The sequence below is a fragment of the Capnocytophaga ochracea DSM 7271 genome (genome assembly GCF_000023285.1).
Classification (GTDB): domain Bacteria; phylum Bacteroidota; class Bacteroidia; order Flavobacteriales; family Flavobacteriaceae; genus Capnocytophaga; species Capnocytophaga ochracea.
The window spans coordinates 115,440-134,665 of record NC_013162.1; the positions used below are offsets into that span (position 1 = coordinate 115,440).

Consider the following 19,226-nt stretch of genomic DNA (forward strand, 5'->3'; position numbering starts at 1 on the left):
ACAACTAAAAAAACAATTAAAAACTATTTTTACAAATTATTTTTTTCAGATAACAAAATTTAGTACATTTGTCGCCTAATAAAAAAAGACAACAAGTACAAAAAGTTATTTTTATAAGTGAAGCCCTATAAGATGTAGAAAATTTTTCTACAAAATGCCCTTTACACAGTGATACCACAGGTATAGCTATCGTCCAAGATTCGTCCAAGATTCGTATAAGGTTTGTCCAAGATAGGTATACAGAATATTTTTCTAACCTTAAAAATCTGTTATTTCAACATTCACCTAATTTTAGAAAATACCCAAAAACTATGGAAAGCATATTTAAACATTGCCCAAATTGTACTTCTACAAACATCGAATTTCCTAATAACGTGCGCTTTTTGTGCCACGATTGCGGTTTTACCTATTTCCACAATATTGCCGCCGCGGTAGCAGTAGTGTTCAAGCATAAAGATAAAATACTATTTACAGTCCGTAATATGAACCCCGACAAAGGAAAACTTGACCTCCCAGGCGGTTTTATCGACCCCAACGAAACGGCTCAAGAAGCAGCTTGTCGCGAAGTAAAGGAAGAAATGGGACTCATCATCAAACCTGAGCAACTGCGCTTCATCACCACCTACCCCAATAATTATCTGTACAAAAATGTACCCTACCGCACTATGGATATCTTTTTCGAATGCGAGCTCAAAGCCGAAGAGGTACATATTGTAGCCCCCGATGAAATTAAAGAGCTCCGGTGGATTGCTCTTAAAGATATTCGAGAAGAAGAAATTGGTTTTATATCAGTGCGTACAGTCATAAAACAACTTCAAAGCTAATTATTGATATACAGTTTATTAGTTTAGAAAAAAGAGAGATTTCTTAAAAAATAATTTCTTTTTTGCTTGGTGTTTTCAAAAAAACACGTACATTTGCAAAATCTAAAAGAAAGAACATAAAACAATAATTTATGGCAACAATTATCAATTACGCGATTATTATTATCTATTGTACAGCATTAGTAGGCATTTTCTTATACAGCCTTTCAATGCTTAGTTTGCTACTGAACTATCTCAAACATCGCAAACAAAACGACGAAGCTCCTAAGTTTAACTTGCTTGACCCTAAGGAGATTCCGTACGTAACCATCCAGCTACCACTTTACAACGAGAAGTATGTAGTACGTCGTTTGCTCGAAAATATCGCAAAATTGGAGTACCCTCGTACCAAACTCGAAATTCAAGTGCTCGACGACTCTACCGACGAATCAGTAGCTGAAACCGCTGAAATCATTAAAGAACTACAAGCTACAGGCTTGGATATTAAGCACATTCGTCGCACCAATCGCGAAGGCTTTAAGGCAGGTGCTCTTAAAGAAGGGTTAGCTATTGCCAAAGGTGATTTTGTTGCCATCTTCGATGCCGACTTTATGCCTCAACCCGATTGGCTCAAACGTACGGTAGTATACTTCAAAGACCCTGAAATAGGCGTAGTACAAACTCGCTGGGGGCACATCAACCGCAATTATTCTATCCTTACTAAAATACAAGCTCTCGCTCTTGATGTCCATTTCACTCTTGAACAAGTAGGGCGTAATTCTAAAGGATATTTCATTAACTTCAACGGTACAGCAGGTATTTGGCGTAAAGCGTGCATTTACGATGCAGGTAACTGGGAAGGCGACACCCTTACCGAAGACCTCGACCTTAGCTATCGCGCTCAGTTAAAGAATTGGAAATTCAAATATTTGGAAGATGTAGAAACTCCTGCCGAGCTTCCAGTAGTTATTTCAGCAGCACGCTCTCAACAGTTCCGTTGGAACAAAGGAGGAGCTGAGAACTTCCGTAAAACAGTAAGCCGTGTATTAGCAGCTAAAAACATAGGTTGGAAAACCAAATTTCACGGGGTAATGCACCTCCTCAATAGCTCTATGTTCTTATGGGTATTTGTGGTATCAGTCCTTAGTATCCCTATGTTGTACATCAAAAACCAATACGGACATTTAGCGTGGATATTCCACATTACTAGTTTCTTTATCATCAGTACTGTTATCTTGTTTATTTGCTATTGGTTTACTTATAAGAACCTGCAAGGAAAGACCTTCGACGACTTTTTAAACTACATCAAACTGTTTGTAACGTTCTTCTCAGTAGCCTTAGGTTTCTCTTTCCATAACACTGTTGCAGTACTCGAAGGACACACAGGTAAACGCAGTGAGTTTGTGCGTACCCCTAAATTCAATATCAATGCACTCTCCGATAGCTGGAAAAACAACAAATACATCAATACCAAACTATCGCCTAATATGATAGTAGAATTCTTACTAATGTTGTATTTCCTCTTTGGATTATACAGTGCCGTTCGTCTTAACGACTTTGGTATGTTCCCATTCCACTGTATGCTTACCCTAGGTTTTGGATTTGTATTCTTCAAATCACTTACCTCAAAAGCTTAATTGATTAGTATATTTGTAAATTAGCAAATGAATGTATAAAATAAAGGGTTGTCTTGAATAATAGGCAACCCTTTTTTATCTTATCTCTTACCTAAAACAATGAACTTAGAAACTTTCAGAGACTTTTGCTTGTCCTTACCACATACTACTGAAGATATGCCTTTCGGCGAGGACATATTGGCTTTTCGCATTTGTGGAAGAATATTCGTGCTTACGAATTTAGAAAGCGTCCCTTTGAGGGCAAGTCTCAAATGCAACCCTGAGCGCGCTTTGGAGCTTCGTGAGCAATACCCTGAAAAGATTGTAGCAGGCTATCACTTAAACAAAAAACTTTGGAATACAGTTTTGGTAGAGAGCCTCCCTCCCACTCTTATTGAAGAAATGGTACAACATTCTTACGAAGAAGTACTCGCCAAAGTATCTAAAAAGAAAAAGAACTTATAACAAATCAATAGTATGAGACAAAAATTTACTTTGATTACTTTGGGCGTTCGCGATTTTCAAAAAGCCCTTAGTTTCTACGAGGGCTTAGGTTGGCAAAAATCAGATAAAAGTATGGAAAACTATGCTCTTTTTCCTTTGGGAGGCATCGTATTGGGGCTTTACCCCTTAGAAGAACTTTTAGAAGATACTACTTTGCCTTATGAACCAAGTTCGTTTGCAGGAATGACTATCAGCTACAATGCTACCTCGGAAGCGGAAGTAGACGCTGTATTAGCCAAAGTTAAAGAATTAGGAGCAACTATAATAAAACCTGCTCAAAAAGTATTTTGGGGTGGCTATAGCGGTTACTTTAAAGATTTAGACGGTTATGTGTTTGAAGTCGCTTATAATCCTTTTTGGGAGTTCGATGAGAATAACAATCTTAAATTGTAGACAATGAAAACACGTATTACAGAACTTTTTAATATTCAATATCCTATTATTCAGGGAGGAATGATATGGGCAAGTGGTTGGCGATTGGCTTCAGCAGTGAGCAATGCAGGCGGTTTAGGACTATTGGGCGCAGGCTCTATGCACCCCGAAACCCTTACAGAACACATACGTAAGTGTAAAGCGGCTACCGATAAACCTTTTGGAGTGAATATTCCTATTATGTACCCCGAAATGGACAAAGCTATTGAAGTGATTTTGCGCGAAGGGGTAAAGATTGTATTTACTTCGGCAGGAAATCCGGCTACCTATACGTCTTTATTGCAAAAAGGAGGCATAAAAGTAGCTCACGTAGTGAGCAGTAGTAAGTTTGCTCTTAAAGCCCAAGTTGCCGGCGTAGATGCTGTGGTAGCTGAGGGCTTTGAAGCGGGCGGTCACAACGGACGTGAAGAAACTAGCACAATGGTGCTCATTCCTGCTGTACGCAAAGTATTAAATATTCCTCTCATTGCTGCAGGGGGAATTGCTACAGGTAGCGGAATGCTTGCTGCCCTTGCCTTAGGTGCCGAAGGGGTACAGATAGGTAGTAGGTTTGTGGCTACTACCGAGGCTTCTGTACACCCTAATTTTAAAGAAAGAGTTGTAGCAGCCGGCGAAGGTGATACAGAACTTACGTTAAAGGAATTAGCTCCTGTACGTTTGCTTAAAAACGGCTTCTATAAGGAAGTAAAAGAACTCTACAACACTCAGCAAGCTACTGTCGAAAACCTTAAAGCCTTAGTAGGTAATCGCCGTACCAAACAAGGAATGTTTGAAGGAGACGTAGAACAAGGCGAGTTAGAAATAGGACAAGTAGCGAGTCTCATTACCCAAGTGCAAAGCGTAAAAGAGGTTATTGATGAGATGGTGGTGGAATACAGGAGAAGTATTAAGAAATTACCTCATTGATAAAATAGTATTATTAGAATATTTGTCATTATTGTTATTTACCGTACTTTTGCACCCTAAAATTATACAATAAATATATATGAAAGCAGGAATTGTAGGACTGCCCAACGTGGGGAAGTCTACTTTATTTAATTGTTTATCAAATGCTAAAGCACAGAGTGCTAACTTCCCTTTTTGTACTATAGAGCCTAACTTGGGTGTTGTAAACGTACCTGACCCCCGTTTAGAGAAACTCGAAAGCCTTGTGAAACCTGAGCGTGTAATGCCTGCAACGGTAGAGATTGTAGACATAGCTGGACTAGTGAAAGGCGCCAGTAAAGGCGAAGGTTTGGGTAACCAATTTTTGGGAAATATACGTGAGTGTAATGCGATTATTCACGTATTGCGTTGTTTTGAGAATGACAACATCGTACACGTTGATGGAAGTGTAGACCCTATACGCGATAAAGAAACTATTGATATAGAATTGCAGTTAAAAGACCTTGAAACGGTTGAAAAACGCTTGGATAAAGTAACGCGTGCAGCGAAAGCAGGCGATAAGAAAGTGGCGAAAGAAATGGATTTGCTCAACCGTGTAAAAGAGGCTTTGCTCACGGGGGTTTCGGCTCGTGCCGTGCAAGTAAGCGATGAAGAAAAAGAATTGCTGGACAGCTTCCAACTGCTCACTACCAAGCCTGTGCTATATGTGTGCAATGTAGATGAAAAATCGGCTAAAAATGGGAACGCTTATGTGGAACAAGTGAAAGATGCCGTAAAAGGTGAAGATGCCGAAGTGATTGTATTGGCAGTAGCCACTGAAGCTGACATCACCGAATTGGAAAGTTACGAAGAACGCCAAATGTTCTTGGAGGATATAGGTTTAGAAGAACCAGGAGCCTCTAAACTCATTCGTGCAGCCTATCACCTGCTGAACCTACAAACTTATTTCACCGCAGGGGTAAAAGAAGTGCGTGCGTGGACGATTCATCAAGGAGACACTGCTCCTCAAGCCGCAGGGGTAATTCACACCGATTTTGAGAAAGGATTTATTCGTGCTGAGGTAATCCCTTATAATGATTTTATTACTTATGGCAGTGAGGCTAAAGTAAAAGAAGCTGGTAAAATGCGCGTGGAAGGTAAAGAATATATCGTGAAAGACGGCGATATTATGCACTTCCGCTTTAACGTATAAAAAAGTCGGTAAGCAGATTCCCATCGCTTACCGACAAAAATAATTCTAAATTAAATAATCTTTATGGTTCAACTTTGTGCTTGAAAAGCAATCGCTTTTAAAAGACAAGGCAAAGATATGGCAATATTCTATTAGAAACAATATAAATTAGCTAATTAGGTAATTTGTTAGTAGTGTTCATCAGTAATTTTGCTAATTGGTAAATTATTTATATCTTTGCCGAGAAGTTAGAAAATAAAAAGTTCATTATATGAGAAAAAAAATTGTAGCAGGGAACTGGAAAATGAACAACGACCTTAACAAGTCGTTAGCACTTATTTCCGACCTATTGAAAAAAGTACCTCAAACAAATGCTGAGGTAATGATTGCCCCTACCTTTGTAAACCTTATTCCAGCTGTAGAAGCAGTAAAAGGTAGCCACATCGAAGTAATTGCGCAAAATATGCACTTTGCTGAAAACGGTGCTTACACGGGAGAGATTTCGGCTGAAATGTTAGGCAGTATTGGGGTAAAAACTACTATTTTAGGACACTCTGAGCGCCGCGCTTACTTTAACGAAACTGATGAGAGTTTAGCTAAAAAAGTGAACACAGCCCTTAAACACAATATGCGTGTAGTGTTCTGTATTGGTGAAGAGTTAGCTGACCGCAAAGCTAATAAGCACTTTGATGTGGTAGGTAGCCAAATCAAAAATGGTTTGTTCCACTTGCCTGCTGAGGCTTGGCAACATATTGTATTGGCTTACGAACCTGTATGGGCTATTGGTACAGGCGAAACCGCTACTCCTGACCAAGCACAAGAAATTCACCACTTTATTCGTAAAACTATTGCTGACAAATACGGCAAAGGGGTTGCTGATAAAGTATCTATCTTGTATGGAGGTAGTGTAAAACCGGATAATGCAAAAGAAATCTTTGCAAAAGAAGATGTAGATGGCGGACTCATAGGTGGGGCTGCCCTTAAAGCTGATGATTTTGTTACTATTATCAAAAGCATTTAAAAGTTATTATTCCTTTTATAACGACTGTCCAATGAACTTTGTTCTTGGGCAGTCTTCTTTATGTAAATTAAAATATGATACAAAACGACTTATTCTTAAGAGTACTCAACGGTGAGGTTACTGAACGACCGCCTGTGTGGATGATGCGTCAAGCAGGACGTTATTTGCCCGAATTTAGAGCTTTACGCGATAAATACGACTTCTTTACGCGCTGTCAGACACCGGAGCTGGCTGCGGAAATCACCGTACAACCGGTAGATATAGTAGGGGTAGATGCTGCCATATTGTTTTCGGACATATTGGTAGTGCCTCAGGCTATGAATATAGAAGTAGAGATGAAAAAAGGCGTGGGACCGTGGTTGCCAAAGCCTATCCGTACGGCTAAAGATGTGGAACAAGCGATTGTGCCTAATATTGAAGAGCGTTTGGGCTACGTAATGGAGGCAGTAAAGCTCACTAAGCAAATGCTAAACAATCGTGTGCCCTTAATTGGCTTTGCAGGTTCGCCTTGGACGATTTTCTGTTATGCGGTGGAAGGCTCAGGTTCACGTGATTTTTCGACGGCTAAGGAGCTTTGTTTTACGCAGCCTTCGGTAGCACACAGCTTATTGCAAAAGATTACTGACACAACGATTCTTTACCTAAAAGAAAAAGTAAAAGCAGGGGTAGATGCCGTACAGCTTTTTGATAGCTGGGGAGGAGTGTTAGCTCCTGACGACTATCGCACATTCTCGTGGCAATACCTCAACCAAATAGTAGAAGCTCTTGCTCCTTTTACCAAAGTGATTGTCTTCGCGAAAGGCTGTTGGTATGCTTTGCCTGAAATGGCAACTTCTAATGCAGCTGCTTTGGGTGTGGACTGGACGTGCGCCCCTGAAATAGCGCGCGAACTTACAAGAGGTAAAAAAGTATTACAAGGTAACTTCGACCCCTCACGACTCTTAGCACCTCCTGCCGAAATCAAACAGAAGGTGAAAGAGATGATAGATGCTTTTGGAAAAGACCATTATATCGCTAACTTAGGGCACGGTATCTTACCTAATGTGCCCGTAGAAAACGCTATTGCTTTTGTAGAGGCAGTAAAATCCTATCGCTTATAAAAAGCTATAGTTTTTTAATAGCATTAATGAGAATATCTACATTTTCTGGTTTAGTAGCCCAAGAAGTGATAAGACGTATGGCAGTATGGGTTTCATCGACTTTCTTCCATATATAAAAATCGAATTGCCTTTGGAGAAGAGCTACTTGCTCATTAGTGAGAATAGGGAACACCTGATTAGTAGGAGTATGCGACAAGAAGTGTACTCCTTTTTCTATAAAAGCGTCTTGAATACGTTTAGCTTGAGCATTTGCGTGAAGAGCTAATTCATTAAATAAATTATTTTGGAAAAGCTCCAAGAACTGTATGCCTAGAAACCTTCCTTTGGCAAGTAAAGCCCCTTTTTGTTTGATATGGTACTCAAAGCCCAATTGAAGTTCAGGATTGTTTAAAACAATTGCTTCTCCCATTATTGCCCCATTTTTAGTAGCTCCTATATAGAAAGCATCGGTATAACGAGCTAAATCTTCCCAAGTAATATCATTGCCAGAAGCATTGAGAGCGTGAGCTAAACGCGCTCCATCGATATAGAGTAAGAGATTCAGTTCTTGACACAGGTGGTACAAATCTTTTAATTCTTGAAGCGTATAGATAGAGCCTAATTCAGTAGCATTAGAAATGTATACTAATCGGGGCACTACTTGATGAGGAAAATTGGTGTAACAAGTTGCTACTTCACGAATATCATCAAGTTGTATTTTGCCATCTATTGCAGGGGTTATGTGTATTTTATGTCCGGTAGCCTCGATAGCACCTGTTTCGCTATCGCAAATATGAGAGGTTTCGCAAGTAATAACGCTTTCATAAGGACGTAACATTGCTCCTAATGCTAAGAGATTGGCTTGTGTACCTCCGCTTACGAAATATATTTTACTTTGAGGATTATTTAGTTTTTCGGCAATAAGAGCTTTTGCTTTAGTAGTATAAGTATCGCAACCATATCCTTGTTGTTGTTCGAGGTTGCTTTCTAACATTCGGTTTAAAATAGAAGGGTGAGCCCCTTCGGAATAGTCGTTTTTAAATGATATTTTCATAGTTTGTTCAAAGGTAATAGAAAGCTACTATTACGAATTCAGAATGCAAAAGTAAAACTTTTTTATGTAAGAACGTTGTGAATATGAAAAAATTTATTACTTTTGCGCCCGAATTAATAACGAGGTCGTGAACCTCACTAATTAAATTTTTTATGCCAGTAAAAATTAGATTACAACGTCACGGAAAAAAAGGCAAGCCTTTCTATTGGATTGTAGCTGCTAATTCACGTGCAAAAAGAGATGGTAAATTCCTTGAAAAATTAGGAACTTACAATCCTGTTAGCAATCCTGCTCAGATTGAAATAGATGTAGATGCAGCTGTAAAATGGTTGAAAAACGGAGCACAACCTAGCGACACAGCACGTCGTATTCTTTCTTACAAAGGGGTATTGCTTAAATACCACTTGCTTGGTGGAGTTGCCAAAGGAGCTTTGACCGAAGAACAAGCAGAGGCTAAGTTCAATGCTTGGATAGAAGAGAAAGCTAACAAAGTATCTACAAAAGAGCAAAAATTAGCTAAAGAGAAAGCAGAAGCAAAAGCAAAGGCTTTGGACGCTGAAAAAGAAGCTAATGAGAAACGCAAGAACGCCGCTGTAGCCAAAGCTACCGAAGCAACAGTTGAAGCAACTGAAGAGGTTACAGAAGCTACGGAAGCCCCAGAAGCTGAAGCTCCTGCTGAAGAAAATAACGAAACTGAGGCATAACCCTATGACTTTAAAAGATTGTTTTTATATAGGAACAATTGTGTCGAAGTTTAGTTTTAAGGGCGAGGTGCTAATTAAGTTAGATTCCGACGACCCTGAAATGTATGAAGAAATGGAATCAGTATTTATTGCCTTAGGCAATAATCTGGTTCCTTTTTTTATTGAAAAGAGCACTTTACACAAGTCGGATTTATTGCGCGTGAAGTTTGAAGAGATAGAAACTGAGGCTGATGCAGAAGCTCTACTGAGACACAAAATATATTTACCTCTTGCGGTATTGCCTAAACTATCGGGGAATAAGTTTTATTACCACGAAGTGATAGGGTTTCAGGTGGAAGATGTGCACTACGGAGTAGTAGGGAAAATAGTTGGAATAAACGACAGTACTTCTCAAGCGTTATTTGAAATTGAGAATGAGAACGGAAATGAGATACTTATTCCTATGGCTGATGAGTTTATTGAGAAGATAGATAGAGCCCACAAGAAAATTATTGTAAAAACCCCAGAAGGGCTTATTGATTTGTATTTAGAAAATTAAGTACAAACATAAAATAAAACAAGGTTATCAAAAGCTGTTTTGATAACCTTGTTTTATTTTTATCTTAATAAGAGAAAAACTACGGATTATGCTTCTTCAACAAGGGAAGAAAGAAAAATGAAAGGCTACCCAATAAGAGCGTCATAGCAAATTGTGACGTCCATACAATCCAACCAAAGGCTGTACCCACAGGAGTAGCTACTCCAAACAAAAATAGTACTTCGGCAATAAAAAAGGGATAAGAACCAAAGCCTGCATTGGTAAAAGTCATTGCAAAACTACCCACCACAAAGGCTGTAAGCACATTAGGCAAACTGATACGTGCGGTTTCGGGGAGAGCAAAAAACGGAATATAGAACATCAAAAAGTACATTGCCCAAATGAAAAGAGTATGAAAAAGAAATAGTGTTCTATGTTTTATTTTTACGACTGATAGGATTCCTTCCTTTATTCCGTTTAAAAAGACTTTTACCTTGATAAAAAAAGGTTTATCGGAAGCGTAAATGAAATACAAAAAAACTATAAACGAAAAACCTCCTATACCCATCAACCACACTAGTTTTTGAAAAGGGATTTTGGAAAGAAGAAAGTTGCTTATAACCTCGAATTGGAGAATGAAAGCGAGCATAGTGAATAGGAAAAGTAAAAGCAGGTCGATAATTCGTTCGGAGATGATAGTGCCTAATGATTTCTCGAAAGGGACTCCGTCGTAATTGCTTACTACTAAGGCACGAGAGACCTCGCCTGAACGCGGTATGGTTACATTCACCAAATAACCAATGAACACAGCCATTGCTCTATGTAAAAAAGCAGTGCGATAACCCAGAGGTTTTAGCAACAAATGCCAACGTATAGCCCGAGAAAGATCGCTTAAAAATCCTAAAAAAACAGCCAAAATGATATAGAAGTAATCGGCGTTTAGGAATGTGTGTTTTATTTGGACAAATTGCTCTTCGTTAAATTGGCGATAAGCATACCAACACAAGAAAACGCCTACAAATATCGGAAAGGCTATCTTTAAGAACTTTTTCATTCGATTAGGTTAGTTGTTTCATTAGGGAAGATAATAGAAGGCTTAAAAGTTTTAGCTTCTTCAAAATCCATTAAAGCGTACGATATGATGATGATGATATCACCTTTTTGTACTTTACGAGCAGCAGGGCCATTCAGTACAATAGCACCTGATTTTCTTTTTCCTTTAATAATATAAGTTTCGAAGCGTTCGCCATTATTAACATCTACAATCGACACCTTTTCTCCCTCAATCATTTGAGCTGCTTCCAACAAATCTTCGTCAATGGTAATGCTTCCGATATAATCTAAATCGGCTCCTGTAACCTTAACGCGGTGAATTTTAGATTTTAATACTTCTATTTGCATATTTATATTTGTATTGTTTTAAAAAACGGCGCAAATGTACGTTAAAAAATTGAAAACAGTGTAAGAAAGAAAAAAATTATGCTTACCTCTGCCCTACCCTTAGCCTATACAAACCTTGGACGATTGTTATACAAAGAGTATTTATAAGTTTAATATTCAACATCTTAAAGAATAGTAATTTTATATAAATGAGGTTGTCATTCTCAGTTTTTAGTTAGAAAGATTTATTTTGCATAAATTACAATAGAAAAAAAATAGAAAGAAAGTGCTTGTTTACTAAAAAATATTCTTATCTTTGCCACCTAATTATATTTTACAAATGATGATGAAAAAACTATTTATTTTGTCGTTAGCCGCAATAGGCTTTGTAGCTTGTAGTAAACGAGCTGATTATATAGTGCTTTCAGGAAAAGTAGAAGGCACTAATGGGATTCCTTTGGAGCTGAAGATAATAGGTGGTGAAGTAGACCAGCCATTGCATATCAAACCCGATGGTACTTTTCAAGACACGCTTCGCGTACCTTCTAATTACTATACTATTTTCAATCCTCAGGGAATAGAAATTCCGTTGTATTTGGAGCAAGGAGACGAACTTGGGGTTAATATCGACCTCACTAAGATGCCTTTAGAAATAAAGTTCTCGGGCAAAGATACGCTTGCAAATGCTTATTTGCACAAGAAAGCTGACCTTACAATGGAAATTCAGAAAAGTGGTGGTATGCAACAACTTTTAGTTAAAGCACCTGCAGAATTTAAAACAGCCGTAAATGAGTATAGCAAAAAGTATACTGACCTTTTGAAAAACACTAAGAACCTCTCTAAAGACTTCGTCAAAAAAGAGGAAAAGGCTATTAACTACGAAATGCTTTACCTAAAATCTATTTACCAAAATGCGCACCAAAAACTTACTCAAGAAGAGGTAACACTTCCTAAAGAGTTTGCTGATGAGCTCGCTAAGATAGATTATGACATCGCTGAAGATTATAATACCTACAGAGCTTACAAAGAATTAGTTACTAATAAACTATTCGATAAGTTTCAAGATAACGAAAACGACGAAAACCCTTGGGGTAAACTCATCGCACACGTAAAAGGTCTGAAATCTAAAAACATTAAAGCAGACCTTACTCGTTATTTTATCAGTGGAGTTTCAGTAGCTAACACTCCTGAAGAAAATGCTGAACTCATCAAAAGTATCAAAGAAAACGTGAAAGACACTGCCGCCTTAAAAGAGTTAGACAGACGTATAGCGGTACTTGAAAGGCTAAAACCTGGTACAGATTTTCCTCCTTTTACAGCTGAAGATTTGAATGGCAAACCAGTATCTTATGAAAGTCTTAAAGACAAATTACTTTACATCGACGTTTGGGCAACTTGGTGTAAACCTTGTATAAAAGAAATACCAAGTATGAAAGCTTTGCAAGAAGCATACAAAGGCAAACCCGTTACTTTTGTAAGTATTTCAGTAGACCAAGACAAAGAGGCTTGGAAAGCTGCCGTACAACGTGAGAAGCTAAGTGGTATCCAACTATATACTAACCTAAGTATGAACCGCGATTTCATAGATAACTACGATCTAAGCGGTATCCCTCGTTTTATGTTAGTAAAGAATGGTAAAATCATTAGCATTAGTGCACCTAAACCATCAGATGCTAAGGTAAAAGAACTTATCAACGCGAATTTATAACAAATACTTTTTTCATATTGAACAACTTTGCTAAAGCCATACAGACTTTAGCAAAGTTTTTTTGCTAATTATCTCATCGACAAATCGACAAATTAACTATGGCTCAATCTCTCATTTTTGAAGAATACGACCTCTCTAATGGACTACACGTGATTCTTCACCGAGATAACTCAGCTCCTGTGGTTACCATAGGAGTAATGTATCACGTAGGTGCCAAAGACGAAGACCCTACCCGCACTGGCTTTTCCCACTTCTTTGAGCATCTCCTTTTTGAAGGCACTCAGCATATAGCACGTGGCAAATGGTTTGATATTGTATCGGCAAATGGCGGACATAACAATGCTTTCACTACGCAGGATAAAACTTATTATTATGAAGTCTTCCCGTCTAACAATTTGCAATTAGGCTTGTGGATGGAATCCGAACGTATGTTGCACCCTGTTATTAATGAGATTGGAGTAAGGACTCAAAATTCAGTGGTAAAAGAAGAGAAAAACCAACGTATAGACAATACACCTTACGGCAGGATAATGTACCGCTCGGCTATCAATCCGTACCTTTTTAAAAAACACCCTTATTCGGGAACAGTAATTGGAAAAGTGGAACATTTAGACGCTGCAAGCTTAGAGGAGTTTATCGCATTTAAGAAGAAGTTCTACAACCCTAACAACGCTGTACTGGTGGTGGCAGGCGATTTCGATACGGTACCGACCAAAGAATGGATAGAACAATACTTTGCGACCATTCCTAATACGGGTGATGCTATACAGCGTATCAAAATAGAAGAAGCTCCTATCACTGAAACTATTGAGGTAACCGAATACGACCCTAATATACAAATCCCACTGAAACTATATGCCTATCGCACTCCTGCAATGACGAACAAAGATTCGTTTACTATCGACTTGCTTTCTAACATTCTCACCGACGGAAAGAGTGCTCGCCTCTACAAAAAGATGATAGACGAGCATCAAACAGCTTTGCAGGTATTGGCTTTTTCGGACGCTCAAGAAGATTATGGCGTTTATATAATGGGAGCACTCCCTATGGACGGTGTGAGTTTGGAAACTTTGGCACAAGAAATGGACGAAGAAATTACAAGACTACAAACCGAACTCATCAGTGAGCGAGAATATGAAAAGTTACAAAACCAGATAGAGGCTAACTTTGTGTCTCAAAATAGCCATATGGAAGGAATTGCCCTCTCTTTGGCAGACAACTATACTTTCTACAAAGACACTAACCTTATTAACAAGGCTATAGACCACTATCGCGCTATTACCCGAGAGGATATCAGAGAGGCTGCACGCAAGTATTTGGACAAAAACCAACGTTTAGACCTCAATTATTTACCTTCAAATCTATAAGTAAACAAAAATGACACATATAGACCGCTCTATACAACCCACCCCAGGAGCTGCTCCTATCATTAATTTAGGGACACCTGTTACTCATACCCTCCCGAACGGACTCACTCTCCTTATTGTGGAGAACCATAAACTTCCTCAAGTGGGAATTCGTCTTTCGTTAGACGAATGTCCGGAATTAGAAAAAGAAAAGAAAGGGATTTCTGACCTTATTTCGCTAATGGCGGGCAATGGCTCTACCTCTATCAGTAAAGACGATTTTAATGAGGAAATAGACTATCTCGCGGCGACTCTCTCTATCGCTTCTAATGGCGTTTATGCCCAAGTACTCTCTAAGTATTTCCCGCGTGTGTTGGCTCTCATTGCCGATGCTGCCCTGCACCCTAACTTCACCGGAGAGGATATGGAAAAAGAAAAAGCACGCATTATCCAAAGTATTCGTGCCAATGAGAGTAATGCCGAAGTGATTATGAAGCGCGTACAGCAAACCTTGCGCTACAGTACGGCTCACCCTTACGGCGAATACATTACCGAAGCTCACATCGCTGCTCTCACCTTAGACGATGTAACTAACTATTACCGCAAACGTTTTGTACCTAACAACGCCTATTTGGTTGTTACAGGTGATGTAAACCCCGAAGAGGTAATTACTTTGGTAAACGAACATTTCGCTAATTGGCAACCTTTTTCAGAAGAAGCTCCTGCCTTATATATTCCTGAGAATGTAAGTGAAACACAAATCAACTTTATAGACTTACCCAGCGCGGTACAATCGGAAATAAGGGTTACGAACCTCATCGACCTAAAAATGTCGCACCCTGATTACTTCCCTCTATTGGTAGCTAACAGTATTTTAGGTGGAGATTTTGGCAGTTATATCAATATGAATTTGCGGGAAGAACACGGCTATACTTATGGAGCTTTTTCTACTTTCAAAACGGATAAATGGACAAAAGGCAATTTCAGCATCAAGACCAAAGTAGGGAATGCCGTAACAGCACCTGCTATTAGGGAGATACTCAAAGAAGTGAAGCGCATACAAACTAGTGTAGTGAGTGAAGAAAAGTTGGCACAAGCCAAAGCACAGTACTTGGGTCAGTTTGTACTGGCTACCGAGCGTCCGCAGACAATTGCGAATTACGCTATCAATATAAAAGTGCGCAACCTACCCGAAGATTTTTACAAGAACTATATTGCGAACATCAATGCAGTAACCAAAGAAGACGTACAGCGAGTTGCTAATAGCTATTTCCTATTAGAAAACTTCAGAATCATCATTGTAGGCAAAGGTAGTGAGATAGCAAGAGAGCTTGAAAATATTAGCTTTGACGGGAAAAAAATCTCTGTGAAGTATTTTGATAAGTATGGGGAAGCAATTTAGTGAAAAATGAAGCGTTAAAGATACGAGTCGCACAGGCAGGTGCGAGCCGCACGGGCAGTCGTAGCACGACAGGCAAATAAAGAAAAGACAAAGGTAACCTCCCCCTACCCCCTCAAAGAGGGGGAACTGTAGCGACGCAAAGACGAACAAATGACGGTGCGAGCCGCACGGGCAGATAGAGAAAAGACGAACAATGAACGAACAATGAACGAACAATGAACGAACAATGAACGAACAATGAACGAACAATGAACGAACAAAAGACGAACAAAAGACGAACAATGAACGAAGAAAGGGAACATTTAAACCAAATATAAGTCGAAGATAAGTAGTGAAAAACACGAAGTAATTTTGGTTATTTGAACTAAAAAATATAAGTTTTATTTTGAAGATATATGAGAAAATCGTATCTTTGCCGTCAATTATGACATAATGAGTAATTCTGAAAACTAAAATTAATTATATTAAAGAATGGCACATAACATTAAAAAAGGCGTAATTCTTGGAAAAGAAGTACAAGAAGTATTCAAATACGCTAAAGAAAAAGGCTTTGCTCTTCCTGCAGCCAACGTTATCAGTTCAAACTCTATCAACGCTGCATTAGAAACTTCAGTAGCTGTAAATGCCCCAATGATTATCCAATTTTCTAACGGTGGTGCTCAGTTTATGGCTGGTAAAGGATTGAATAACGACAACCAACGCGCTTCAGTTCTCGGAGCGGTAGCAGGTGCTAAACACGTTCACCAATTGGCAGAAGCCTATGGAGCATCTATCATTTTGCACACTGACCACTGCGCTAAAAAATTACTTCCTTGGCTTGACGGTATGCTTGAAGCATCAGAAAAACACTTCAAAGAAACAGGTAAACCATTGTTCAGTTCTCATATGATTGACCTATCGGAAGAGCCTATCAAAGAAAATATTGAAACTTGCAAACGTTATCTTGAACGTATGAGCAAAATGGATATGACTTTGGAAATAGAACTCGGTATGACCGGTGGTGAAGAAGACGGGGTAGACAACTCACACGTAGATAGTAGCAGGCTCTTCACACAACCAGAAGACGTAGCTTACGCTTACGAAGAACTTTCTAAAATTAGCTCACAATTCACCATTGCAGCTGCTTTTGGTAACGTTCACGGGGTGTACAAACCTGGCAATGTGAAATTGACACCAAAAATTTTAAGAAATTCACAAGACTACGTTTCAAAGAAATACAATTTGCCTCACAACGCACTTGACCTCGTATTCCACGGAGGTTCAGGCTCTACCCTCGAAGAAATCCGCGAGGCTATTTCTTATGGTGTAATCAAAATGAATATTGATACTGACTTGCAATACGCTTTCACTGAAGGTGTTCGCGACTATATGAAAGCTAAATCAGCTTACTTGCAAGGACAAATAGGTAACCCAGAAGGTCCCGAAGCGCCTAACAAGAAATACTACGACCCACGCGTATGGCTTCGTGAAGGCGAAAAGACATTTGTTACTCGTTTGAAAAAAGCGTTTGAAGACCTTAACAACGTAAATACTTTATAGTAGTATTTACCTACCTGATAACTTTGCCAAGAAGCTACAGCAACCTCTGCCAATAGACTTTTTGGCAAAGTTTTTGATATATGAACACAAACATTTTTAATTAAACATATGGGATATAATTCAAATTACGACAGCTACAACACTAACTATCAATCACCTCAAATAGTAAGCTATGCTACTAATGAGGCACAAGCTACCTTTTACCGCAAAACTTACTCACACGTAGCAATGGCACTTTTAGCATTTATAGCTGTAGAAGCTATTTTGCTAAATGTAGTACCAGAAAGCCTTATCATCTCTATGGTAAGTGGCAAATGGGTATGGCTATTGATTTTGGGAGGCTTTTGGTTAGGCTCAATCCTTGCCAGCAAATGGACGCAAGCACAAGATAAGAATACCCAATATATGGGCTTAGGGCTTTATGTGTTACTTGAAGCTGTTATCTTTATGCCAATAATCTTTTTGGCGATGTACTTTACTGATGGTACGGCTATCCTTTCGCAAGCCGGTATTATTACACTTGCTTTATTTGGCGGACTTACAGCGGTGGTATTCCTCACCCGTGTAGACTTTTCGTTCTTGCGTAGTATATTGGTAATAGGAGGTTTTGTAGCCTTAGGACTTATTGTGGCAGGAGCTATCTTTGGTTTCGATTTAGGACTTTGGTTCTCAGTAGCAATGGTTGCTTTGGCAGCAGGTGGTATACTATATGAAACTTACAACATCAAAAATGTATACAGCACAGACCAATACGTAGGGGCTGCTTTGCAGTTGTTCTCTTCTATTATGCTACTTTTCTGGTATATATTGAGAATACTTATGTCGAGAAGAGACTAATCTGTTCTCCTAAAATATTAAAATAATAAGTTCCATCATTGAGTACAATGAGATTAGTACTCTTGATGGAACTCTTTTATTATATGAGGTTATATGAGGGATTATGTTAGCTTGTCTTCTTATAATTCCAAATAGCCCAACTATTAAGTAGCACAGCAAATCCTACAAGATACAAAAACTCTATGTGTAACTGCTCAAAACTACTGCCTTTGAGCACAATTAAGCGGACAGCATTCACAAAATGGGTTACCGGAATAGCATTACTCACCTGTTGACTCCAAGCAGGCATACTGTCTACACTGGTGAGGAAGCCGCTCATCAGTAGGAATATCATTATAAAGAAATAGGCGATGAACATAGCCTGCAACTGTGAATCGGCATAGGTGGAGACCAGCAATCCGAAGCCGAGAATCGCAATGAGATACATTGTAGCAAAGGCATACAAGGTGAGTAGATTTCCTGCGGGGAAGATACCATAGATTACATACATCACCGTAAGCCCCAAGGTGAAGAGGATTAACCCTACTACTAAAAAGGGTATAAGCTTTCCTAATATAAATTGCCACTTCTTGATAGGCGTTACATTTATCTGCTCGATAGTGCCTATTTCCTTTTCTTTGACTACATTGAGTGCTGAAAGAAACCCCCCGATAATGGTGAGCAATATAGCTAAAATACCTGGAACAATGTAGCGCGTATATTGCATATAGGGGTTGTACCAATGGGTACTCTCCACCCCGATTTTGGCTACATTACCTATGCGCTGAGGGGCTTTTACATTTACATCGAGCTGAGTGTTGAAGTCGCGTATTACCGAAAGCAAATACGCCCCTCCTAAGGACGATTTGCTCCCATTAATCGCATCGATAGAGAGACCGAGTGTCTGCTTTCCTTCGCGTACGAGGTTGCGCTCAAAACCTTCGGGTACTTCCAAAACTACATCAGCTTTACCGTCTTCTATCAGGGCGATGCCTTCTTTGTAAGAGAAAGGAGCCTCTACGAGTTTAAAGTAACCCGAGGCAGTAATCTTCTGTATCAGTTGGTGAGAATAGGTACTTTGGTCGTGATCGATATACACAAGGTTGATGTTCTTCACATCGAAATTGGCAACTAAGGGCAATATAATCAGCTGCATCATAGGCGCCACAAGCATCATTGCCAAGATGGTCTTATCTCGGAATATCTGCTTAAATTCTTTTTGGAGTATAAAGCTTAATACTTTCATTTC

The 19,226-nt window shown here is 39.1% G+C and carries 19 protein-coding genes; 15 read left to right on the plus strand and 4 right to left on the minus strand.

The genetic code is table 11. From position 1 onward, the window contains the following. The first annotated feature begins 311 nt into the window (after positions 1–311). The 8 genes from COCH_RS00485 to hemE all read left to right on the plus strand — a co-directional run bounded on the left by COCH_RS00485 (position 312) and on the right by hemE (position 7,532). Positions 312–824, plus strand: a complete 513-nt coding sequence (locus COCH_RS00485) for an NUDIX hydrolase (RefSeq protein WP_009410731.1) — start codon at positions 312–314, stop codon at positions 822–824. Positions 825–955: 131 nt separating this feature from the next. Continuing rightward, complete coding sequence (locus COCH_RS00490; RefSeq protein WP_009410730.1) at positions 956–2,440, plus strand: cellulose synthase family protein; 1,485 nt, start codon at positions 956–958, stop codon at positions 2,438–2,440. A 99-nt stretch (positions 2,441–2,539) separates the two neighbouring features. Next, entirely contained in the window at positions 2,540–2,884 is a 345-nt protein-coding gene (locus tag COCH_RS00495) for an MmcQ/YjbR family DNA-binding protein (protein ID WP_012796887.1), read from the plus strand. A gap of 12 nt (positions 2,885–2,896) precedes the next feature. Then, positions 2,897–3,316, plus strand: a complete 420-nt coding sequence (locus COCH_RS00500) for a VOC family protein (protein ID WP_012796888.1) — start codon at positions 2,897–2,899, stop codon at positions 3,314–3,316. A 3-nt stretch (positions 3,317–3,319) separates the two neighbouring features. Next, on the plus strand, positions 3,320–4,261 hold the full coding sequence (locus COCH_RS00505; protein ID WP_012796889.1) for an NAD(P)H-dependent flavin oxidoreductase: 942 nt from the start codon (positions 3,320–3,322) through the stop codon (positions 4,259–4,261). Between the two features lie 79 nt (positions 4,262–4,340). Continuing rightward, complete coding sequence (gene ychF, locus COCH_RS00510) at positions 4,341–5,432, plus strand: redox-regulated ATPase YchF (RefSeq protein ID WP_012796890.1); 1,092 nt, start codon at positions 4,341–4,343, stop codon at positions 5,430–5,432. A 250-nt stretch (positions 5,433–5,682) separates the two neighbouring features. Further along, a complete protein-coding gene (gene tpiA, locus COCH_RS00515; protein WP_009420925.1) occupies positions 5,683–6,432 on the plus strand; it encodes a triose-phosphate isomerase in 750 nt (249 codons plus the stop codon). 74 nt (positions 6,433–6,506) lie between these two features. Next, positions 6,507–7,532, plus strand: coding sequence for a uroporphyrinogen decarboxylase (gene hemE / locus COCH_RS00520; protein WP_012796891.1), 1,026 nt, complete (start codon positions 6,507–6,509; stop codon positions 7,530–7,532). A gap of 4 nt (positions 7,533–7,536) precedes the next feature. On the opposite strand, the gene COCH_RS00525 is transcribed toward hemE, so the two are convergent. Further along, positions 7,537–8,565, minus strand: a complete 1,029-nt coding sequence (locus COCH_RS00525; protein ID WP_012796892.1) for a threonine aldolase family protein — start codon at positions 8,563–8,565, stop codon at positions 7,537–7,539. Positions 8,566–8,717: 152 nt separating this feature from the next. Here COCH_RS00525 and COCH_RS00530 point away from each other — a divergent pair, with 152 nt between their 5' ends. Next, positions 8,718–9,269, plus strand: coding sequence for a 30S ribosomal protein S16 (locus tag COCH_RS00530; protein WP_012796893.1), 552 nt, complete (start codon positions 8,718–8,720; stop codon positions 9,267–9,269). A gap of 4 nt (positions 9,270–9,273) precedes the next feature. Next, entirely contained in the window at positions 9,274–9,807 is a 534-nt protein-coding gene (gene rimM, locus COCH_RS00535) for a ribosome maturation factor RimM (RefSeq protein ID WP_012796894.1), read from the plus strand. 79 nt (positions 9,808–9,886) lie between these two features. Here the strand turns inward: rimM and COCH_RS00540 are convergent, their stop codons facing one another. Further along, complete coding sequence (locus tag COCH_RS00540) at positions 9,887–10,840, minus strand: lysylphosphatidylglycerol synthase transmembrane domain-containing protein (RefSeq protein WP_012796895.1); 954 nt, start codon at positions 10,838–10,840, stop codon at positions 9,887–9,889. Continuing rightward, complete coding sequence (panD, locus tag COCH_RS00545; RefSeq protein ID WP_002672875.1) at positions 10,837–11,187, minus strand: aspartate 1-decarboxylase; 351 nt, start codon at positions 11,185–11,187, stop codon at positions 10,837–10,839. Before panD ends, COCH_RS00540 begins: the two co-directional genes overlap by 4 nt. 319 nt (positions 11,188–11,506) lie before the next feature. Between panD and COCH_RS00550 the strand changes: the two genes are divergently transcribed. The 5 genes from COCH_RS00550 (at position 11,507) to COCH_RS00570 (ending at position 17,998) form a co-directional block, all read left to right on the plus strand. After that, positions 11,507–12,874, plus strand: a complete 1,368-nt coding sequence (locus COCH_RS00550; RefSeq protein WP_012796896.1) for a TlpA family protein disulfide reductase — start codon at positions 11,507–11,509, stop codon at positions 12,872–12,874. Between the two features lie 98 nt (positions 12,875–12,972). Next, positions 12,973–14,241, plus strand: coding sequence for a M16 family metallopeptidase (locus tag COCH_RS00555; protein WP_012796897.1), 1,269 nt, complete (start codon positions 12,973–12,975; stop codon positions 14,239–14,241). A gap of 10 nt (positions 14,242–14,251) precedes the next feature. After that, on the plus strand, positions 14,252–15,622 hold the full coding sequence (locus COCH_RS00560) for a M16 family metallopeptidase (RefSeq protein WP_012796898.1): 1,371 nt from the start codon (positions 14,252–14,254) through the stop codon (positions 15,620–15,622). A 471-nt stretch (positions 15,623–16,093) separates the two neighbouring features. Continuing rightward, positions 16,094–17,161, plus strand: a complete 1,068-nt coding sequence (gene fbaA, locus COCH_RS00565; protein ID WP_002672889.1) for a class II fructose-bisphosphate aldolase — start codon at positions 16,094–16,096, stop codon at positions 17,159–17,161. A gap of 108 nt (positions 17,162–17,269) precedes the next feature. Further along, positions 17,270–17,998, plus strand: a complete 729-nt coding sequence (locus tag COCH_RS00570; protein WP_009410716.1) for a Bax inhibitor-1/YccA family protein — start codon at positions 17,270–17,272, stop codon at positions 17,996–17,998. Between the two features lie 106 nt (positions 17,999–18,104). Here COCH_RS00570 and COCH_RS00575 read toward each other — a convergent pair whose 3' ends face one another. After that, positions 18,105–19,223 carry an ABC transporter permease gene (locus COCH_RS00575; protein ID WP_012796899.1) on the minus strand — a complete coding sequence of 373 codons (1,119 nt, stop codon included), beginning with the start codon at positions 19,221–19,223 and terminating at the stop codon, positions 18,105–18,107. Positions 19,224–19,226: the final 3 nt, after the last annotated feature.